12 protein-coding genes and 1 pseudogene are annotated in these 19077 nt (G+C 75.6%); 4 read left to right on the top strand and 9 right to left on the bottom strand.

From position 1 onward, the window contains the following. The first annotated feature begins 8 nt into the window (after positions 1-8). Positions 9-944: a TIGR03619 family F420-dependent LLM class oxidoreductase gene (locus tag EF918_RS04720; protein ID WP_125641187.1), complete on the top strand. Its 936-nt coding sequence runs from the start codon at positions 9-11 to the stop codon at positions 942-944. Here EF918_RS04720 and EF918_RS38960 read toward each other — a convergent pair. The 4 genes from EF918_RS38960 to EF918_RS04700 all read right to left on the bottom strand — a co-directional run bounded on the left by EF918_RS38960 (position 941) and on the right by EF918_RS04700 (position 9653). Then, entirely contained in the window at positions 941-4345 is a 3405-nt protein-coding gene (locus EF918_RS38960; protein WP_125641184.1) for a BTAD domain-containing putative transcriptional regulator, read from the bottom strand. The genes EF918_RS04720 and EF918_RS38960 overlap by 4 nt on opposite strands. 92 nt (positions 4346-4437) lie before the next feature. Continuing rightward, positions 4438-5034 (bottom strand): TetR/AcrR family transcriptional regulator, encoded by a 597-nt coding sequence (locus EF918_RS04710; protein WP_125641182.1) that lies wholly within the window; start codon positions 5032-5034, stop codon positions 4438-4440. A gap of 29 nt (positions 5035-5063) precedes the next feature. Then, positions 5064-7124: a discoidin domain-containing protein gene (locus EF918_RS04705; RefSeq protein ID WP_125641179.1), complete on the bottom strand. Its 2061-nt coding sequence runs from the start codon at positions 7122-7124 to the stop codon at positions 5064-5066. Positions 7125-7235: 111 nt separating this feature from the next. Beyond that, positions 7236-9653, bottom strand: coding sequence for a SpoIIE family protein phosphatase (locus tag EF918_RS04700; RefSeq protein ID WP_125641176.1), 2418 nt, complete (start codon positions 9651-9653; stop codon positions 7236-7238). A gap of 138 nt (positions 9654-9791) precedes the next feature. Between EF918_RS04700 and EF918_RS04695 the strand changes: the two genes are divergently transcribed. Next, positions 9792-11477 carry an FAD-dependent monooxygenase gene (locus tag EF918_RS04695; protein ID WP_125641172.1) on the top strand — a complete coding sequence of 562 codons (1686 nt, stop codon included), beginning with the start codon at positions 9792-9794 and terminating at the stop codon, positions 11475-11477. A gap of 2 nt (positions 11478-11479) precedes the next feature. Here EF918_RS04695 and EF918_RS04690 read toward each other — a convergent pair whose 3' ends face one another. Further along, a complete protein-coding gene (locus tag EF918_RS04690) occupies positions 11480-11878 on the bottom strand; it encodes a nuclear transport factor 2 family protein (RefSeq protein ID WP_125641169.1) in 399 nt (132 codons plus the stop codon). A gap of 95 nt (positions 11879-11973) precedes the next feature. Here EF918_RS04690 and EF918_RS04685 point away from each other — a divergent pair, with 95 nt between their 5' ends. Together EF918_RS04685 and EF918_RS04680 are read left to right on the top strand one after the other, a co-directional pair. Next, a complete protein-coding gene (locus tag EF918_RS04685; protein ID WP_125641166.1) occupies positions 11974-12465 on the top strand; it encodes a DUF6153 family protein in 492 nt (163 codons plus the stop codon). A gap of 132 nt (positions 12466-12597) precedes the next feature. Beyond that, a complete protein-coding gene (locus EF918_RS04680; protein WP_125641163.1) occupies positions 12598-13233 on the top strand; it encodes a DUF305 domain-containing protein in 636 nt (211 codons plus the stop codon). A 74-nt stretch (positions 13234-13307) separates the two neighbouring features. On the opposite strand, the gene EF918_RS04675 is transcribed toward EF918_RS04680, so the two are convergent. The 4 genes and pseudogenes from EF918_RS04675 to EF918_RS04660 form a co-directional block, all read right to left on the bottom strand. After that, positions 13308-14483, bottom strand: coding sequence for a substrate-binding domain-containing protein (locus EF918_RS04675; protein WP_125641160.1), 1176 nt, complete (start codon positions 14481-14483; stop codon positions 13308-13310). Between the two features lie 8 nt (positions 14484-14491). After that, positions 14492-15544 (bottom strand): ABC transporter permease, encoded by a 1053-nt coding sequence (locus EF918_RS04670; RefSeq protein WP_125641157.1) that lies wholly within the window; start codon positions 15542-15544, stop codon positions 14492-14494. Continuing rightward, positions 15541-17070 carry a sugar ABC transporter ATP-binding protein gene (locus EF918_RS04665; protein ID WP_125641154.1) on the bottom strand — a complete coding sequence of 510 codons (1530 nt, stop codon included), beginning with the start codon at positions 17068-17070 and terminating at the stop codon, positions 15541-15543. Before EF918_RS04665 ends, EF918_RS04670 begins: the two co-directional genes overlap by 4 nt. Before the next feature lie 135 nt (positions 17071-17205). Beyond that, a pseudogene (locus EF918_RS04660) lies at positions 17206-18921 on the bottom strand (SpoIIE family protein phosphatase); the annotation flags it as partial. Positions 18922-19077: the final 156 nt, after the last annotated feature.

The following is a 19077-nucleotide window of genomic DNA, read 5'->3' as shown; positions in this document are numbered from 1 at the left end:
CCCCACCGATGCGCATCGGCTTCTCCGTCCCCCAGTTCGGCCCGTTCGCCGACCCCGACCGCACCGCCGGGATGTGCGCGGCGCTCGAAGACCTGGGCTGCCACAGCCTCTGGGTGGGTGACCGGCTGCTGTCCCCGCTCGACCCGCCCGAGGGCTACGCCGGCGGAGGGCGGATGCCCGTCCGCTACGGCACCCACCTCGACCCGCTGCTCGCCCTGGCCGTGGCGGCCACGGCCACCGAGCGGGTCCGGCTCGGCAGCAGCACGCTCAACGCCCTGTGGCAGCCACCCCTCGTGCTCGCCCGGGCCTTGACCACCCTCGACCTGATCAGCCACGGGCGCCTGGACGTGGGCATCGGGCTGGGCTGGATGCGGGAGGAGTACGAGGCCGTCGGGGTGCCGTGGCAGGGCCGCGGGGCCCGGCTGGAGGAGACCCTCGACGTCCTCGACGCCGTGTGGTGCTCCGACCCGGTCGTCCACAGCGGCCCCCGCTGGACCATCCCCGAGTCGACCGTGCTGCCCAAACCCCGGCAGGGCCCGAGGCCGCCGGTCCTGCTGGGCGGCTTCACCCCGTACGCCCTGGAGCGGGTCGGCCGGCGCGCCGACGGCTGGCTGGCGGCCTCGATGCCGCTGCCCTTCTTCCACGGGCTGTGGTCGGTCGCCGTCGAGGCCGCCGAGCGGGCGGGCCGGGACCCGGCCGCGCTGCGCCGGGTGTTCCGGGTCAACCCGGAGGTCACCCCGGCCGCGGCCGGTCCCGCGGAGGCCCACCACCGCGGGACCGTGCGCCAGATCTGCGACCACCTGCGGCAGATGTGCACGGCCGGGGCCGACGAGGTGCTCGTCGACCTCCAGCTCACGACGGAGTCGCCCAAGGAATTCCTCGACCTCGCCGCGGAGTTCCTGACCGAACTGGCCCCGCCCACCCCCGGTGAGGGCCGCCCCTAGGCGGGCGCCGGCGGCAGTCCGGCCAGGCCGGACCGCGCCGCGCCCGCCCAGTGGGGGGAGTCCCAGGCGGCCGCCACCCGGGCGGCTTCGAGGTAGTGGTGCCGGGCCCGTTCGGGGCGGCCCAGGAACTCGGCCAGCTCCCCGAGGGTCTGGGCGACGGGCCGGAACGCCAGGCTGAGGCTGCTCGTGCCGCCCGCCAGCCCCTCCAGGGGCAGCAGGTCCGCGTACACCTCGGCGGCGGCCGCCGGGTCGCCGAGGGCGACGGCGGCCATGCCGCGCAGCCCGGCCAGGATGGAGAAGGCGAAGTCGCGCCGCAGCGGCACGCGTTGGCCGAAGATCTCCCGGGCCTCCTCGGGACGGCCGTCGGCCAGCAGCGCCAGCGCGGCGAGTCCTTCGTTGTGCGGCTTGTACCGCTCCCACACCACGAGCAGCACCGGCACCATCTCGGCCAGCCGCTCCTGCTGGAGCCGCATGCACCCGACGCCCAGGGCGGCCAGCCCGCTGAGGTCCACCGCCCCCCGGGCGCGCAGCTCCGCCACCGCCGCCCCCATGGCCTCCTCGGCCTCCTCGAACCGCCCCCGGGCCATGGCGAGCATGGGGTGGCGCAGCCTGGCCACCGCGAACGCGCCCTGGAGCCCGTACGCCCGGGCGATCGCGTCCGCCCGGACCAGGCACCGCTCCATCTCCGCCGGGTCGTTGCCGGCCGCGGCGATCCGGGCGGCGATGTAGGCGCTCATCCAGGAGTACTCGGGGTGGTCCTGGGCCTCGGCCACCTCGGCCAGTTCCCGGTGGAGCTCCTGGTAGACGGCGGGTTCCAGCTCGCAGTCGATCTTGCGCAGCAGGGAGGTGAGGGTCAGGCCCCGCAGCCGCGGCTCGCCCACGGCCCGGGCGAGGTCCACGGCCTGCCGTGCCACGGCCACCGCGCGCGGATCGGTGTCGTCCAGGGCGTCGGCGAGCTGGTCCAGGAGCAGGCACCGCTGCCGGTCGGTCAGCCCCGGTTCCTCCAGCAGCCTGCCGAGCTCCGCCACGCCCTCCGGGTCGGACGCCGCGTACGGACGCACCCGCCAGGGCGTCGGCTCGGTCCAGGTGGTCCAGGCGGCGATCAGCAGGTCGGCCCGGCCCTCGGCCCGGGCCACCCGTACGGCCTGCTCCTGTGCCTCCCGGGCGGGGACCACGGCGCCCATCCGGATCCGGCAGTCCACCAGCTGCCCGAGCAGCATCACCCGCACCAGGGCGGCATCCTGGTCGGCGAAGGCCGCCGGATGGTCGTCCAGCAGCGCGAGGGCCGCGTCCAGCAGGGCCTCGGCGTTCTGCGGGGCGTAGCGGCGCACCGCCTGCTCGCACGCGAGCCGGGCGTGCCGGACCGCGGGCCCGGCGTCGGCGGTCACGACGCTGGCCGCCCGCAGCAGGTGGTGGGCGGTGGTGGCGACGTCGTCCGAGCCGAGGGCGATCAGGCCCCGGCCCAGCCGGGAGTGCATCCGGGCCAGCCGCAGGCGCGTGAGCTCGCCCTCCAGGGCGTCCCGTACGAGGGCGTGGGTGAAGCGGACCGTGCCCGGCCGGGGCTCGGTGAGCAGACCGGCGGTCACCCCCGCGTCCAGGGCGTCGAGGAGCTGCTCGGCGTCGCTGTCCGCGGCGCGCACGAGGAGGGCGACGGACGCCTCGCGGCCGGCCACGGCCGCCAGCCGCAGCCCGGCCGTGACGGTCGGCGCGAGCAGGGCCAGCCGTCGCCGCAGCACGTCCTGCACCCCTTGCGGGACCCGGGCCAGCGCCTGCTGCTCCCCCTCACCGGCCAGCAGCAGCGCACTCTCGCGCAGGTGGAAGGGGTTGCCGCCGGCCCGTTCCGCCAGGGCCACCGCGGCGTGGTCGCTCATGTCCGCCGCGCCGCGCCGCAGCAGCTCCACGGCCTGGTCGTCCGACAGCCCGCCGAGTGCCAGCCGCACCGGCGAGCGGGCGGCCAGCCGGGCCAGCGCCCCGGTCAGATCGCCCTCGCCGGTCCGGTACGAGCCCACCAGCAGCAGCGGTACGTCGCGCAGCTCCTCGGCGCAGAGCAGGAACAGCTCGATGCTCTCCCGGTCGCCCCGGTGCAGGTCGTCCAGCACGATCGCCAGCGGTCGGCGCACGGCGGTGTCCCGGAGCCAGCCGAGCAGCGCCCGGTGCAGCCGGAAGCGCCGGGCCGGGCTGCCGTCCGGGTGCGCGGAGTCGCCCGCGCTGCCCGGGGCCAGGAGCGGGCGGAGCTCCTCGGCGTACGGGCCCGGCGGCGCCGCCTGCGCCAGGTCCGGCAGCATGTCGAACCAGGCCCGGCCGGGCGGGGCCCCGTCGGTCTCCGGGCACTGCCCGGTGCCGACCAGCCAGCCCTGTGCGGGCAGTTGGCGGACGGCGGCCTCCAGCAGGCTCGACTTGCCGATGCCGGCCTCGCCGGAGACCACGACCACCTGGGCCCGGCCGCCCCGCGCCCGGTCCGCCGCGGCGGCGAGCCGCCCCAGCTCCTCGTCCCGGCCCAGCAGCCGGTCCGCGGTCAGCACCGTCGGGGTCCCCGGTCCGGCCACCGCGGCCGGACCGCGCACCGCCACCGCGGTGGGGACCGCCTCGGCGCCCCGGGTGACCGCCGCCGTCGTCGTGGCGGGCGTCCCGGTCGCCCGGTGCAGCACGTCCAGCCGCTGGTGCAGCAGCGCCTGTTCCAGTTCCAGCAGGGCCGGTCCCGGCTCGACGCCGAGTTCCTCGCCCAGGACGTGCCGGGCCCGGCGCAGCGCGGCCAGGGCGTCCCCCTGGCGGTCGCGGGCCCACAGCGCCAGGGCCAGCAGCCGCCAGCCCTCCTCGTGCAAGGGCTGCTCACGGGTCAGGGCGCCCGCGTCGGCGAGGGCCTGGGCGGCCTGTCCGCAGCCCAGCCGCGCCGCGGTGAGCCGTTCGCGGGCGGTGCGGTGCACCTCCTCCAGGCGGGCGCGTTCACCGGCGGTCCACGGCTCGTCCGAGAACTCCGCGTACGGCTGCCCGCCCCAGGCGGCGAGCGCCGCGGCCAGGCCCTCGGCGGCGGCCCCGGCGGACAGCTCCGGCGCCGCGGAGGCCGCCACCCGGTCCTCGAACACCCAGGCGTCCACGGCGTCCTGGGGCACGGCGAGGGCGTAGCCGTAGGGGGCGCTCACCAGCAGCCGCGCCGGGGTGCGCGGGGCCCGGCCCGGTTCGAGGACGCGGCGCAGCCGGGCGACGTAGGCGTGCAGGGAGGACTGGGCGCTCGACGGGACGCGGGTCGGCCACAACCGCTCGACGATCCGCTCGGTGGGCACCACGTCCCCCCGGGCGAGCAGCAGTTGGACCAGGACCGAGCGCGGGAGCCGGCCACCGGTGTCGACCGCGCGGCCGTCGACCTCGACCCGGAACGGGCCGAGCACCTTCAATGTGATCATGACAAGAACATCGTAGACGGCGGGCGCCGCACCCCGAGGGGGCGCCGCGCCGCGGACCGGGCCGTGGATCCGGGACGATCCGCAGGGCGGCCCTAGTCCTGCCGCACCAGCCCCGCCACATGGTCGGTGATGGTGTCGAGGATGTCCTTCCAGGCCGTGTCGGGGCCGAGGACCAGCAGGTTCAGGGTCAGCCCGTCGGTCATCGCGGCCAGGTAGCGGGCCAGGACGGGCACCGGCACCCGCAGTTCGAACCCCATGACGTCGCGCAACTGCCCGAGCAGCTCGGCGTAGGTGTCCGAGTACAGCTCGTACTGCCGCCGCGCCAGGTGCTCGAACCCCGGCCGGCGCAGGGCGTACTGGGTGAGCTCGTACGTCAGCATGTGCTCGCCCGGGTGCGCGGCCACGTGGTCCCAGTACGCCTGGAACCCGGCCCGCACCGTCTCCAGCAGCCCGCTCTGCGGGCGCAGCGCCTGGCGGACCACCGAGGCCGAGTGCTCGGTGATCGCGGCCATGACGGACTCCAGCAGGGCCTGCTTGGAGTCGAAGCAGTAGTGGAACACGCTCAGCGACACGCCCGCCTCGGCGGCGATCGACCGGGTGGTCGTGGCCGCGACCCCGTCCCGGGTCATGGCGCGGATGGCCGCCTCGGTCAGCTGTACCCGCCGCTCGGCCAACGGCATCCGCGCCATGAACCCTCCTTCGTCGTGCCGTGGAACGCCTAGCTGCTGTAGACGCCCACTTCGTACAGGGAGTACCCCCACTGGGTGCCGCGTTGCACCCCGTGGATCCGCACGTAGCGGGCCGGGACCCCGGCGAACCGGGCCGTGTCCAGGCCGCCGTCACCGGCGGTCGTCGCGTACGCCGTCTGCCAGGACGAGCCGTCCGCCGACACCTCGATCCGGTACGCCTTCCCGTACGCCCGCTCCCAGTCCAGCGTCACCCGCCGCACCAGGTTCGAGGATCCCAGGTCGATCTGGATCCACTGGTCGTCGTTCCAGTCGCTGGCCCAGCGGCTGCCCCGGGAGCCGTCCACGGCCAGGCCCGGCGCGTAGCTGACGAACGGGTTCCACTCCGCCGAACTGGCCGCGGCCGGCCGGCCCGCGGCGAGGTTCACCCCCGCCCGGTGCTGCTCGGAGGCGCCCCAGGTGGTCAGGTACGACTCGGCGCCCTTCATCAGGTCGTCGACGACGCCCTGGCCGCCCGTGAGCCGGATGTCCTCCAGCCAGTCCGGGACCAGGCCGTAGTGCGCGGCACCGTCGGTGTTGATGTCCCAGGTCCGCTGTCCGGTGGTCTGCCGGTCCACGACCGAACCGCCGTCGGCGGTGCGGAACGGGTAGCGCACCGGGTTCGGGTTGTCGGCGCCCCGCGGGCCCGGCCAGCCGCCGACCCCGTTCATGTCGGTGCCGTAGCCGTAGCCCACGTGGTACTTGTCCCGCAGGGCGTCCGTCCGCCGGGCCTCGGCGCTGAAGGCCTCGGCGCCGTTCATGTACTGGGTGGCGAAGCCGCCGAGCCGGTAGAGCCGCTCCAGCCAGTCCATGTCCATCCAGCTGTGGGAGGAGATCACACCCGGGTACGAGGCGGACTCCAGGATGTCGAAGACCCGGCCCGCGGCCTTCACGCTCATGTGATCGACCTCGATCATCATCTTGCGCTTCATCATCCCGCGCACCGCGTACTCGCCCAGGTCGGTCAGCCCCCGGGTGTTGCAGCGCGCACCGGAGGCGTACGAGGGCACCGCCACTCCCGCCGGGAGCTGCTTCTGCGCCTCGGGAGCCGCCGCCAGCCCGATCGGGTTGTCGTGCTGCGGCCCCGTGCACGGCTCGGTCTGCCAGAACGTGCCGGTCGACAGGAACTGGCCCACGTTGATCGCCGTACCGAGCGCGCCCTCGTCGAAACGCACCCCGCACAGGGCGTTGTCGAACTTGTGGCACAGGAACATGCTGCGCACGCCGAGCCCGTACAGCTCGTCCAGGCCGCGGTCGATGTCGGCCTGGCTGCACTGGGCGACGTCCAGGATCATCTTGCAGCCGAACGGCTCGGAGGTCTCCACGCCGAGCACGACGGCCAGCTTGCCCTGCTCGATCACCTGCCGCGCCTGCGCGGAATCGGTGACGATGCGGAACCAGCCCTTGCCCGGGCCGCCGTACATCGAGTCGATGTAGGACTGCATCTCGTACGTCTTCTGCGCCTGGAGCCGGATCGAGGTCATCTCGTCGCAGCTGCGGTCCTTGAAGAAGTACACCGAGCAGATGACCCCGTTGGTGACGAGGTCGTTCACCAGCACCCGCTGGCCGCCGCGCCAGGCGCGCTCGATCCAGGCGTAGTAGTTCTGCTGGTGCGTCAGCGAGTCGTGGGCGGGCCAGTCCTTGAACGTGGGCCAGCCGTCGGGGTCGTGCTTGCCGTCCCCGCCCTTGGTGATGAAGTCGAAGACGGCGAGGGTGCCGTCCGGGTAGTGCTCGGGACAGTCCTTGAGCGCATCGGCGACGCCCTGCGGGGAGAAGGCCTTCCCGCAGATCAGCCGGCCGCCGAAGGCCTCGTTGGACATGATGTGGTCGTGCGCGTCGACCGTGCCGCGCACCTTGCCCTGGGCGTCGGTGCCCTTGAAGGGCTCGCCCGTCACGTTGATCTGGGAGTCGGGCGCCGGGCGTGCGGTCGGGTTCCACCAGCCGGGGTCGGCCGCGGCGGAACTGGGGACCGGGGCGAGCGCCACCGTCAGCAGGGTGAACAGCAGCGTCAGGACCGCCGTACGCCTTCGCCGGTGGGGGGTTCGTCGTCTCATGGCATCACTCACGTCGTCGGAAGCGAGGGTGGGGGAGCGCGACGAGAATCCCGACGTGCGGTGACGGAGTCAAGAGTCCGGGACGCTTGACCTGATAACGCGTCAACTTCGTTATGTCGCAGGGCCGGACGTGGCAGGACCGGACGGGGCCGCCGCCGCCGTGGGCAGCGTCTGCTCGGTCCAGATCGTCTTGCCGCCCCGGGTGTAGCGGCTGCCCCAGCGGTGGGTGAGCTGGGCGATCAGGAACAGCCCGCGCCCGCCCTCCTCCTCGGTCTGCGCCCGCCGCATCCTCGGCTGGGTCGAACTGCCGTCCGCCACCTCGCAGATCAGCGTGCCCGCGCGGACCAGCCGGAGCTCGACCGGACCCCCGCCGCCGTACCGCAGGGCGTTGGTGACCAGCTCGCTCGCCACCAGCTCGGTGGTGAACACCAGCTCCTCCAGGCCCCAGCCGGTGAGCTGCCGGGCCACCAGCTCACGGGCCACGGCCACGTTCTCCGGCGCCGGCTCCAGCGTCCAGCACACCGTGTCGGCCTCCGGCACCACCCGGGTGCGCGCCAGCAGCAGCGTCACGTCGTCGTCCAGCGGGCCGGGCGCCAGGGTGTCCACCACGCCCCGCCCGGTCTCGCGCAGCGGCCGCGTCAGCGGGAGCGCCGCCCGCAGCTCCCGGCACAGGGCGGCCATGCCGACGTCCAGGTCCGTCCGCCCCGGCTCGACCAGCCCGTCGGTGAACAGGGCGAGCACACTGCCCTCCTCGACCACCAGCTCCAGCCGCTCGAAGGGCAGCCCACCGACGCCGAGCGGCGGCCCCGGGCTCAGGTCCGGGTACCCGCCGGTGCCGTCCGGGCCGAGGACCACCGGCGGCGGGTGCCCGGCGCTGGCCATGACACAGTGCCGGGTGACCGGGTCGTAGGTCAGGTACAGGCAGGTCGCGCCGTACGAGTCGAAGATGCGCTCGGACCCGGACGCCTCTTGCTCCTCCTCGTCCGCCGCGTCCTCGTCCTCGTCCTCCTCGTCGCGGTCGGTGTCCTCGCGCCGCTCGTCCAGCATCAGCTGCGCGACCAGGTCGTCCAGGTGGGCCAGCAGCTCGTCCGGCTCCAGGTCGAGATCGGCCAGCGTCCGTACGGCCGTCCGCAGCCGGCCCATGGTCGCCGTGGCCTGGAGGCCGTGCCCGACGACGTCGCCGACCACCAGCGCCACCCGGGCGGAGGACAGCGGGATCACGTCGAACCAGTCCCCGCTCGCCCCGGTCGCCGCCCCGGTCGGCAGGTACACGCTGGCGGTCTGCACGGCCGCGCTCTCGGTCACCGGCGGCGGCAGCAGGCTGCGCTGCAACCGGACCGCCACCCGCCGCTCCCGCGCGTACCGGCGGGCGTTCTCCACCACCAGGGCGGTCCGGGAGGCGATCTCCCGCAGCAACGACAGGTCGTCCTCCTCGAAGGGCGGCCGGTCCGGGGAGCGCCGTACGACGATCCGCCCCAGCACGCTGTCCTGGGCGCGCAGCGGCACGCTCATCAGGTCCGGACCCGCGAGCTCCGCCTCCGGCACCGCCGCCACCGCCCGGCCGCCCTCCGGGGCCGTGGCGACCCGGCGCAGCGGAGCCGCCCGGTCGGCGCCCGGCCCGCCCGGGGCCTCCCGGGAGCCGGGGCGCTCCCGGCCGGCCAGCGCCCAGCCGGCCACGTCGACGGCGGCCACGTCCGCGAACTCGGGCACCAGCACGCCCACCAGCAGCCGTGCGGCGTCGTCCACCGACAGCGAACCGCTCAGCGCCTCCGTGCCCCGGTGCAGCAGCTCCAGCCGCTGGGTCGCCCGCTGCTGCTCGGTCACGTCCGTGAACAGCGCGGTCACCCCGATGACCCGGCCGTCCGGGGCCTGGAGCCGGAAGGCCGACAAGGACAGCACCCGGCCCTGGCGCGGATCGACGACCGTGCGCACCAGCACGTCCGCCTGTACCACCGGCACACCCGTCTCCAGCACCTCGCTCAGGAGCCGGTCGATCGCCCGGGCGTCCTGCGCCCAGATGAAGTCCCCGAGCCGGTGCCCCGCCATGTCGGCGGGCAGTCCCGTGTAGGGCAGTAGCGGACTGTTGGTCCGGACCAGTCGCAGTCGCTCGTCGAAGACCGCGAACCCCACCCGGCTCTGCAGGAACAGTTCCTGGATGAACGCGACCTCGTGCCGGCCCGCGGCCACCACCTCGGCGGGCGCGCCCAGGACCAGCCACCGGGGGCCGCCGCCCCGGGTCCCCCGGCCGACGGGGGAGATGTGGAACGAGGCCCGCAGCTCGGCGCCCTCACCCGTGCGTAGGACGGTCTCGCCGTCCCACTCCTCGGTGCCGGGCAGCCGCCGCATGTTCGGCCAGCGGCGCGGATCCGCCAGCAGGGTGCGCACGGACCGCCGGTACAGCTCGTCCGCGGACCGGCCGAGCAGCCGCTCCGCCCCGGGAGTGCAGCAGAGCACGGCACCCGTCCCGTCCAGGACGAGGGCGGCCAGATCCGCCGTGTCCCAGGGGGTCCCGCTGCCCGCACTCCGCATACACACCACACCTCACCAGGCGGTAGCGACAACCCCTGGTCAATTGTCCCGCACGGCGGCCCGGCACGGGTGGCCGACGTACGGCGCCCGGGTGACCATGAGGGAGGACCGGGGGCCCTCGCACCGGGAGGTGGCGCCGTGGACACCCGCCGTACGGACGTGCTCGTCGTGGGGGCCGGCCCGGTGGGGCTGACCGCCGCCGCGGAACTGCGCCGCCGCGGGGTCGCCTGCCGCCTCGTGGACCGGCTGCCCGCCCGGCTGCCCTACGCCAAGGCGGTCGGCGTCATGCCCCGCACCCTGGAGGTCTGGGACCGGATGGGCCTGGTCCGGGCCGCCCTGGACGCCGCCGTGCCGCTGCGCGGACAGCTCCTCTACGTCGACGGGACCGAGCGGCCGCGGACCGAGCTGGCCCTGCCGCCCGAGGTGCCGTACGGGTTCGCCGCGCTGCCGCAGTACGAGACCGAACGGGTCCTGGAGGAGTTCCTGCACACGTTCGGCACCCGGATCGAGCGCGGCACCGAGCTGGTGGGCTTCGACCAGGACACCGACGGGGTCACCAGCCGGCTGACCACCCCGGGCGGCGGCGAGGAGGAGGTCCGCTCGGCCTACCTGGTGGGCTGTGACGGCGCGCACTCGGCCGTGCGCAAGGGCGCCGGGCTCACCTTCGAGGGCGGTGCCTTCCCCGAGGCGTACATGCTCGCCGACGTGCAGCTCGACTGGGACCTGCCGCCCGGGTACGGCGTCCGCGTCCTGCACCACGGGCCCGACGGCGCCGTCGACGACCTGATGGTGTGCATCCCGCTGCCCGGGACGGGCCGCTACCGGATCTCCACCCAGGTCCCGCCCGACCGGTCCGCCACGGGCCGGGCCGGGGCCGACGGGGCCGGGGGTGCCGAGGTGGCCCACGGGCTGGAGGCCGGCCGGGGCCCCTCCCTGGCGGACATGCAGCAGGTCCTGGACCGGCTGTCGCCGCGGCCGGTCACGGCCTCGGCCCTGCGCTGGTCCTCGGTGTTCCGGATCAGCCACCGGATCGTGGACCGGTACGCCGACCGCCGCGTCCTCGTCGCCGGGGACGCCGCCCACATCCACCCGCCGACCGGCGCCCAGGGCATGAACACCGGCATCCAGGACGCCTTCAACCTGGCCTGGAAGCTCTCCCTCGCGGTGGCGGGCGCCGGCCGCCCGACCCTGCTGGAGAGCTACGACGCCGAGCGCCGGCCGGTCGGTGAGGAGGTGGTCGGCCGCACCGTGCGGAACATCAACGTGGGCGCCCGGGCCGACCCCGGCACCCCGGAGTCCGTCCTGCTGCGCGAGGCCCAGCTGCTCGTCGGCTACCGCGGCGGCCCGCTCGTGGACCGCCCACCGGCCGAGAGCGGCACCGGGCCCGTGCCCGGCGACCGCGCCCCCGACTGCGCCGGCCTGACCCAGGGCATCGCCACGTATCCGCTCCGCCTGTACGACCTGCTGCGCCGGCCGGGCCACGTCCTGCTGCTGTACGTGGACGGCGCGGAGGGCGCGGACGGAACGGGCGGCGCGGGCGAGGACGCCACGGCCGTCGGCGGCAGGCTCGACACGCTCGCGGCGACCGCGCGGGAGGCCGCCCACGGCCTGCTGGACGTCTGCGCCCTCCTCGCGGACGGTCTCCCCGACCCCGCGACCCAGGTGCCGCTCTACCGCGACACCGCGGGCGAGTTCGCCCTGCGCTACGCGGCCCGCGGCCTCACGGCCTTCGTCGTCCGCCCGGACGGCTACCTGGGCGCCCGCCTGCCGGAGCCGGACGCGGCGGGGCTGCGGGCCCACTTCGCGCGCGTCTTCCGCGCCTGAGCTCAGGGCCGGTCGGACCAGGCGAAGGCCGAGATCCGCCAGCCGTCCGCCGTACGGACGAACTGGAAGGACTTGGTCCCGCCGCCCTCGAACGGCTCACCGTCCAGCACACCGGACTTCTCGTACGTGCCGAACCGCGCGGCGACGTCGCCCGCGATCTCGGTCCGCTCGGAGGTCTCCCACTCGGAGAACCCCACCAGCCGGCCCCCGGCCAGCAGCTCCTCGCGGGGCGCGACGAACTCCTCCACCGTGTACGCCGTGAAGTCCGGGCCGGTCTTGACGACCACCCCCGTCGGCAGCATCAGCCGGCGGATCCGTGCCACGTCGGCGGCGCCGCCGGCGCGGTTGTCGAAGGCGCCGAAGAACTCGGCGGTCAGCTGGTCTATCTCGGCCTTGGACATGGCGGGACCGTAACACGCCCCGACCGGGGGACAGTTGGTGCGGGTAGGCGGCGTGGTCGAGGGGGTGCGACCGGCCGGGGGCGGTTGCTCGTACGATGGCCCCCGTGACCGCAGCCGACCAGCTCCTCAGCCGCCGCCCCGCCGGGCGCGGCTTCGTGCTGCTCGTGCTGTGTGTCCTGGCCGGACTGTTCGGGATGCACGCCCTGACCCCCGGCCCCACGGCCCCGCTCCCGACCGGCGCCCACGCCGCGATGCCCCACGCCCCGACCGCCGGCCACGGGGCCGCGGCCCACGGGGCCGTGGCGTCCGGGACCGGGGTGCCCTCGGTCTCCGGGGCGCCCGGGGCGTCCGTGGCCTCCGTGGCGGAGCCCGGCTGTGGGCACAGCGCCGGTGGCTCGGGCCATCTGCGGCACGCCGACGCCACCTGTGCCGCGGCGGGCACCGTCTCCGCCTGGACGCCGCCCGCGCCGGCCCCCGCACGGGTGGTCCGGACCGCCGGGCCGGCCCTGGCCGGCGCCCTGGCGGTGGCGACGCAGCCCGGGCGGGCCCCGCCCGACCTCGCCGAACTCCAGCTCCTGCGGATATAGGACCGCCCGCGCGGCCGCCCCTGCCCCGCCCCGCGGGCGGCGCGGCGTGCCGTGCTCCGGGCATCCCTCGTCATCCGTCAGCTGCGCGGGACCGTCCCCGGACGGACCGCGCGTCAAGGAGTTCCTCCCACCATGACCGTTCAGCGTTCCCTCGTCCGCCGTACCGCCGTCCTCGTCGCCTCCGGCGCCGCCGCCCTGACCCTCGCGGCCTGCGGCGGCACGTCCTCCGACGAGCCCACGGGCCACGGCGCCCACTCCGCCTCCGCCCCGGCCCCGGCCTCCGCGTCCCCGGGCGCGGCGCACAACGCCGCCGACACCGCCTTCGCCCAGGGGATGATCCCCCACCACCGGCAGGCGGTGGAGATGGCCGACCTGGCGCCGTCGCGGGCCGCGTCCGCCGAGGTCAAGGAGCTCGCGGCGGCCATCCGGCAGGCCCAGGACCCGGAGATCAGGACCCTCACCGGCTGGCTCACCACCTGGGGCGCCCCGGTGCCCGCCGAGGGCGCCACGGACCACTCCGCGCACGGCGCGGGCGGCGGCGGCATGATGACCGCGGCGGAGCTCGACCAGCTCAAGAACGCCTCCGGCAAGGCCTTCGACACCGCCTTCATGCAGCTGATGATCAAGCACCACGAAGGCGCCGTGGAGATGGCGAAGACGGAGAAGGCCCAGGGCGCCTTCCCGGACGCCAGGACCATGGCGGAGGCGATCATCACCTCCCAGTCCGCCGAGATCGACCGGATGAAGAAGCTCCTCGGCACGAGCTGAGCCGGCGACCGGCCCGGCCGGCGGGCACCCGCACCGGGTGTCCGCCGGCCGGGCCGCGGCGGCCCCGGATCGCGTCAGGGCGACGCGGGGCCGGCGGTCACGCCCTGCCAGATCCGCTCGTACGCCTCCCGGTACCCGGGCGGGTCCCAGGAGGTGGCGCCGCCGCTGTTCCGCGCCGTGACCACGTGGACGGGGGCGACGTACCCGCTCGGCCGCTGCCCGGCGAAGGCCCGGTTGAACTCGTCGACGATCTGCCAGCCCTGCTGCCCCAGCGGCTCGGGCACGGTGGCCGCCTGGTACTGCCGGCCGTTGATCCGCTGGAAGGCGGACGGGTCGCCGTCGCCCGCGCCCACGTTGAACGGCGGCCCGGCCCCGGGCCGGCCCGCCGCACGCAGGGCCGGGGCGGCGTCGGCGAAGTAGAGGTCGTTGACGGCGACCGAATGGGTCCAGTCCTCCCCGAACCGGGACCACAGCGAGGACACCTCCTGGGGCGTGCGCTGGGCGGCGTCCGGGATCGGGATGTTCTTCGACGCGAGCAGCCGTACGCCCGGGCAGCCGGCCAGTTCCTGCCGGATCAGTTCGGCCTTGTGCCGGGCGAACGGGATCGAGTCGTCGGTGAAGAGCACCACCCCGGCCCCGCCGCCGGACCGGGCGATGACCCAGTCCGCGCTGACCCGGGCCACGTCCTCCACCCGGGTGGTGACGTTGGTGAACAGCTTCGGAGCCGTGCTCGGCCCCGGCGAGTCGACCGCGTGCCAGCCGATCACCGGGATCCCCGCCGCCTCGGCCTGCGCGAGCTGCTGCGAGGTCAGCCGGGGGTCGAAGCCGCCGATCACGATGCCGGACGGCCTGAGGGTGACGGCCTGGCTGAACGCGGCCTGGATCCCGGCCGGGGTGCCGCTTCCGTCGATCACCCGTACGTCCCAGCCGAGGCGCGCGGCGGCCTCCCGCACGCCCTGGGCGACCCCGGCGACCCCGGGGTTCGTCATGGTCTGGGCGACGTAGACCAGGTTCTTGCCGGGGACGGCCCGTGGGCCGGTCGTCGGGCCGGTCCAGGCGGCGTCGGTGCGCTCCGCGCGCTCGACCTCCTGCCCGGCCCTGGCCAGGGCCGCCGGACAGCCGTTGCCGGACGGCGCGGCCGAGGCCGCACCGGACCCGGCGGAGGAGCCGCCCGAGCAGCCGGCGACGGCCAGGACGGCCGCCGCCCACAGGGCCGCGGTCACGGGGACGCTCTTGCGGTACGGGTGCACGGTGCTCCTCACACGGGGGCGGACGGGGACGGCTGCGGGTCCTCCTCGGCCCTGGTGCGCAGCCTGCGGCGGGCGGCGTACCCGGCCAGGCCGACGGCCAGCAGCAGCGCGCAGCCGTTGAACAGCGGGGTGGCCCAGAACGCGGCGCCGAGCTGCCCGATCCCGGCCAGGCCCACGGCCAGCAGGGTCACGGCCACCAGCGTCCCCAGCGCGTTCGCCCGCCCGGGCCGGACGGTGGTGGACCCCAGCAGCGCGCCGACGAACGCCGGCAGCAGGTAGTCCAGGCCCACGCTGGGGTTGCCGATCTGCTGCTGGGCGGCCAGCAGCACCCCGGCGAACCCGACGACCAGGCCCGACCCGGCGAAGGCGTAGATGCAGCAGCGGCGGGTCGGGATGCCGAGCAGCACCGCGGCCCGGGGGTTGGAGCCGATCACGTACAGGGACCGGCCGAGCGGCAGCCGCTCCAGCACGATCCACAGGACGGTCACCACGGCGAGCACGTAGAAGGCGGGCACCGGCAGGCCCAGGAAACGGGTGTCGTAGAGGGCGGTGAACGCGGGCGGCAGGCCCTGCGGGCCGGGGACGATCCGGCCACCCTCGGTCAGCCATCCGGTCACCGCGTACATGATGCTGCCCGTGCCCAGGGTGGCGATGAAGGAGTCGATCCGGACGAACTCGACCACGACCCCGTTCACCACCCCCGCCACCAGCCCGCCGGCCACGACCACCAGGCAGGCCGGCGGCCACGGCCAGCCCTCGTCCACGATCAGGTGCAGCACCATGACGTGGGCCAGGCCCAGCCCGTAGCCGAGGGACAGGTCGAACTTGCCGCTGGTGATCGGGATGGTCGCGCCGAGGGCCAGCAGGGCGGGGATCGACTGGTTGGACAGGATCGAGGAGACGTTGCCCAGCGTGGGGAAGGTCCGCGGCAGCGCCAGCGAGAAGACCAGGAACACCAGCGCCGTCAGGGTCAGCAGCCCGTACCTGCCGACGGCGTGCCCGTGCAGCGGCCCCGGCCGGTGGCGCGCGGGCCGGCTCCCGGGCGGCGGCGGGGGCGTCACCGGCCCGTCGGGCTTCCGGTGACCGGCGGCACGGCCGAGGCGGTCCGGGTCAGTTCGGCGACGGTCAGGGCCTCACCGGTCAGCTCGGCCGCCACCCGCCCCCGTACGAACACCAGCGCGCGGTGGCACAGATCGGCGACCTCCTCGAAGTCGGTGGACAGCAGCAGCACCGCGGGACCGGCGGCCAGGGCCCGGTCGAGCAGCCGGTGCAGCGTGGCCTTGGCCCCGACGTCCACGCTCGCGGTCGGCTCCTCCAGGACCAGCAGCCGCGGCCGCCCGCGCAGCCACCGGCCGAGGACCACCTTCTGCTGGTTGCCGCCCGACAGCGTGGCGATGGGCACCTCGCTGTCGCGCGGGCGTACCGCGAACCGCTCGATCAGCGCGGCGGTCTCGGCCCGCTCGCGCCGGGGCGCCGTCCAGTGCCGGGCCGGGGTCCCGGCCGCCCGGGCGTTGGCGAGGAAGTTCTCCCGGACCGTCAGCTCGGCGGCGCAGCCCTCCTCCTGACGGTTGCCGGCCACCAGACCGACGCCCCGCCCGACCGCCTCGGCCACCGACCGCGGACGGTAGGGACGTCCGTCGAGCAGCGCCCGCCCGCCGAACCCCGGCAGCGCCCCGGCCAGCGCCCGGCCCAGGTGGGCGTGGCCCGCGCCGGTCAGCCCCACCAGGCCGACGACTTCCCCGGCGCGTACGTCCAGGCTGACCGGCGCGGTGCGGGCGGTGGTCACCGCGTCGAGGCTCAGCACGGGCGGCCCGCCCCGCGGTACGGGGGCGCCGGCGCCGCGTCCGGCCGGCTGCCCGCCCGCGATGTCGTGGACCAGCCGGGCCGGGGCGTGTCCGGCGAGCGGGCCCTGGCTGACGATCCGGCCGTCGCGCAGGACCACGAAGGAGTCCGCCACCCGGTACACCTCGTCCAGCCGGTGGCTCACGTAGAGGATGCCGTGCCCCCGGTCGCGCAGCCCGTGCAGGACGTCGAAGAGGCGGGCGCAGTCGGCGGCCGGGAGGGTGGCGGTCGGCTCGTCCAGCACGATCAGCCGGGCGTCGCGGGCCAGGGCCCGGGCGATGGCGACCAGGGACCGTTCGGCGGGGGCGAGATCGGCGACCCGGCCGCCCGGGTCCAGGTGCCCGGCGACGAGGGCCAGGGCCTCGGCGCAGCGTTCGCGGGTCCGCCGCCACGAGATCAGGCCGAGGCGGCGCGGGTAGCCGGTGCCCAGGGCCACGTTCTCGGCGACCGACATCCACTCCACCAGGCCGAGGTCCTGGTGGATGAAGGACATCGTGCGGGCGGCGGCCTCGGAGCCGAGCGGGTGCCCGGCGACCGTCACCTCGCCCGCGTCGGCGCGATGGATCCCGGCGAGCACCTTGATCAGGGTGGACTTGCCCGCCCCGTTGGGCCCGAGCAGGGCCAGCACGCTGCCGCCGGGCAGGTCGAAGCCGACCGAGTCCAGGGCGACCGTGCCGCCGAACCGCTTGGACAGGCCCCGTACGCGCACGAGCGGGGTCGTCACGGGGTCGGAGGGCTCATGCACGGACGTCTCCGGGGCCGGCCTGGGAGGGTCTCCCGCACGGGACGGGGGCGGTGCGGCTGCTGCCGAGGATGGTACGGGAGCCGGGGCGGCATTCCCGACATGTCGGGAGCTCGCGGGCCGGGATGTCGGTGCGCGTCATGCCGCGTCCAGGGCGCACTCGGCCCAGATCACCTTGCCCCGCGGGGTGTAGCGGGTGCCCCAGGACTGGGCCAGCTGGGCGACCAGGAACAGCCCGCGTCCGCCCTCGTCGGTGCTGGCCGCCCGCCGCAGGTGCGGGGCGGTGCTGCTGCCGTCGGCCACCTCGCAGATCAGCGTGCGGTCGTGGATCAGCCGCACCTGGATGGGCTCGCCGCCGTAGCGGACGGCGTTGGTGAGCAGTTCGCTGAGCATCAGCTCGGCGGCGAACGCCAGGTCCTCCAGTCCCCAGTCGGCCAGTTGCCGGGTGACGGCCGCCCGGACGTCGGCCACCCGGGCCGGGTCGGCCGGCACGTCCCAGGAGGCGATCCGGTCGGCGGGGTGGCCGTGGGTCCGGGCCACCAGCAGGGCGATGTCGTCGGTGGGGTGCTCGGGGGCCATGGCCTCGATGACCGCCTGGCAGGTGTCCTCGGGGTTGCGGTCGGCCCGCGCCAGCTCGGTCTGCAACTGCTCCAGGGCCGCCTCGATGTCGCGCTCGCGGTCCTCCACCAGTCCGTCGGTGTAGAGGACCAGGGTGCTGTCCTCGGGGAGTTCGACCTCGGCCGTCTCGAACGGCAGCCCGCCCAGGCCCAGGGGGGGACCGGCGGGCAGGTCCAGCAGCCGGACCGAGCCGTCGGGGTGGACCAGCGCGGGCGGCGGGTGCCCGGCCCGGGCCATGGTGCACTGCCGGGTGGTGGGGTCGTAGACCGCGTAGAGGCAGGTGGCGCCGACGATCCCGGAGCTGTCCTCGGCGGTGTCGCCGCCCTCCTCGCGGTCCAGCCGCACCAGGAGGTTGTCCAGGTGGGTGAGCAGCTCGTCCGGGGCGAGCTCCAGCTCGGCGAAGTTACGGGCCGCGGTGCGCAGCCTGCCCATGGTGGCGGCGGCCAGCAGGCCGTGCCCGACGACGTCCCCGACGAGCAGGGCGACCCTCGTCCCCGACAGCGGGATCACGTCGAACCAGTCGCCGCCCACCCCCGACTCGGCGGGCAGGTACCGGTGCGCGACCTCCACGGCGCCCAGCTCGGGCAGACCGCGCGGGAGCAGGCTGCGCTGCAGCGCCAGGGCCAGGGTGTGCTCGCGGGTGTACTGGCGGGCGTTGTCGATGCACAGGGCGGCCCGGGCCGCGAGCTCCTGCGCCAGGCGGCTGTCGTCCTCGCCGTACGGGGCCGGGTCCTCCGAGCGGTAGAAGCCGGCGATGCCCAGCAGCTTGCCCCGGGCCAGCAGTGGCACGGCGATCAGGGAGTGCACCTGCTGCGCCAGGATCCGCCGGGCGTGCTCGGGGTTCTGCACGATCCACCCGGCGGCCGCGGTCAGATCGGGTTCGAGCACGGCCTCGCCGCTGGCGAGGCACCTCATGTGCGGGGTCTCGGGGCGCAGTTCCACCCGCTGCCCGACCGGGTAGAACGGGCAGTCCTCCCGGATGCCGTGGACCACCGTGCGGTACAGGTCGGCCGCGGGGGCCGCGGCCTCCTCGCCCCGCAGCACGCCCTCGGGCAGGTCGACGGTGACGAAGTCGGCCAGCCGGGGGACCGCGACCTCGGCCAGTTCCCAGGCGGTCCGGCTGACGTCCAGGGTCGTACCGATCCGGGTGCTCGCCTCCGCCAGCAGTTCCAGCCGGCGGCGCGCCGCGACCGCGTACCGGCCCACCTCGGGTTCGCCGACGAGCACCAGCCCGCGCACCTCGCCGCGGGCGGAACCCCCGGAGCCGGGCGGTGGCGAGCGAATGCACGGCGGGGGAGGTCTCACCGGTGAGCACGGCCTCCACGACCACGCCGGCCACCCCGGCCGGGCTGGTGACGGAGTGGCTCAGGAGGGTGACCCCGCGGCCGTGGG

The organism is Streptomyces sp. WAC06614 (genome assembly GCF_003949795.1).
In the GTDB taxonomy this organism is placed as follows: Bacteria; Actinomycetota; Actinomycetes; order Streptomycetales; family Streptomycetaceae; genus Streptomyces.
This window is presented reverse-complemented; position numbering and strand designations above follow the sequence as displayed.

What these genes read in the sequence shown, in the direction of transcription:
- EF918_RS04700 (WP_125641176.1), bottom strand. Translation starts at nt 9,653, where the DNA reads ATGCGGAGTGCGGGCAGCGGGACCCCCTGGGACACGGCGGATCTGGCC.
- EF918_RS04710 (WP_125641182.1), bottom strand. Translation starts at nt 5,034, where the DNA reads ATGGCGCGGATGCCGTTGGCCGAGCGGCGGGTACAGCTGACCGAGGCG.
- EF918_RS38960 (WP_125641184.1), bottom strand. Translation starts at nt 4,345, where the DNA reads ATGATCACATTGAAGGTGCTCGGCCCGTTCCGGGTCGAGGTCGACGGC.
- EF918_RS04680 (WP_125641163.1), top strand. Translation starts at nt 12,598, where the DNA reads ATGACCGTTCAGCGTTCCCTCGTCCGCCGTACCGCCGTCCTCGTCGCC.
- EF918_RS04720 (WP_125641187.1), top strand. Translation starts at nt 9, where the DNA reads ATGCGCATCGGCTTCTCCGTCCCCCAGTTCGGCCCGTTCGCCGACCCC.
- EF918_RS04705 (WP_125641179.1), bottom strand. Translation starts at nt 7,124, where the DNA reads ATGAGACGACGAACCCCCCACCGGCGAAGGCGTACGGCGGTCCTGACG.
- EF918_RS04690 (WP_125641169.1), bottom strand. Translation starts at nt 11,878, where the DNA reads ATGTCCAAGGCCGAGATAGACCAGCTGACCGCCGAGTTCTTCGGCGCC.
- EF918_RS04685 (WP_125641166.1), top strand. Translation starts at nt 11,974, where the DNA reads ATGGCCCCCGTGACCGCAGCCGACCAGCTCCTCAGCCGCCGCCCCGCC.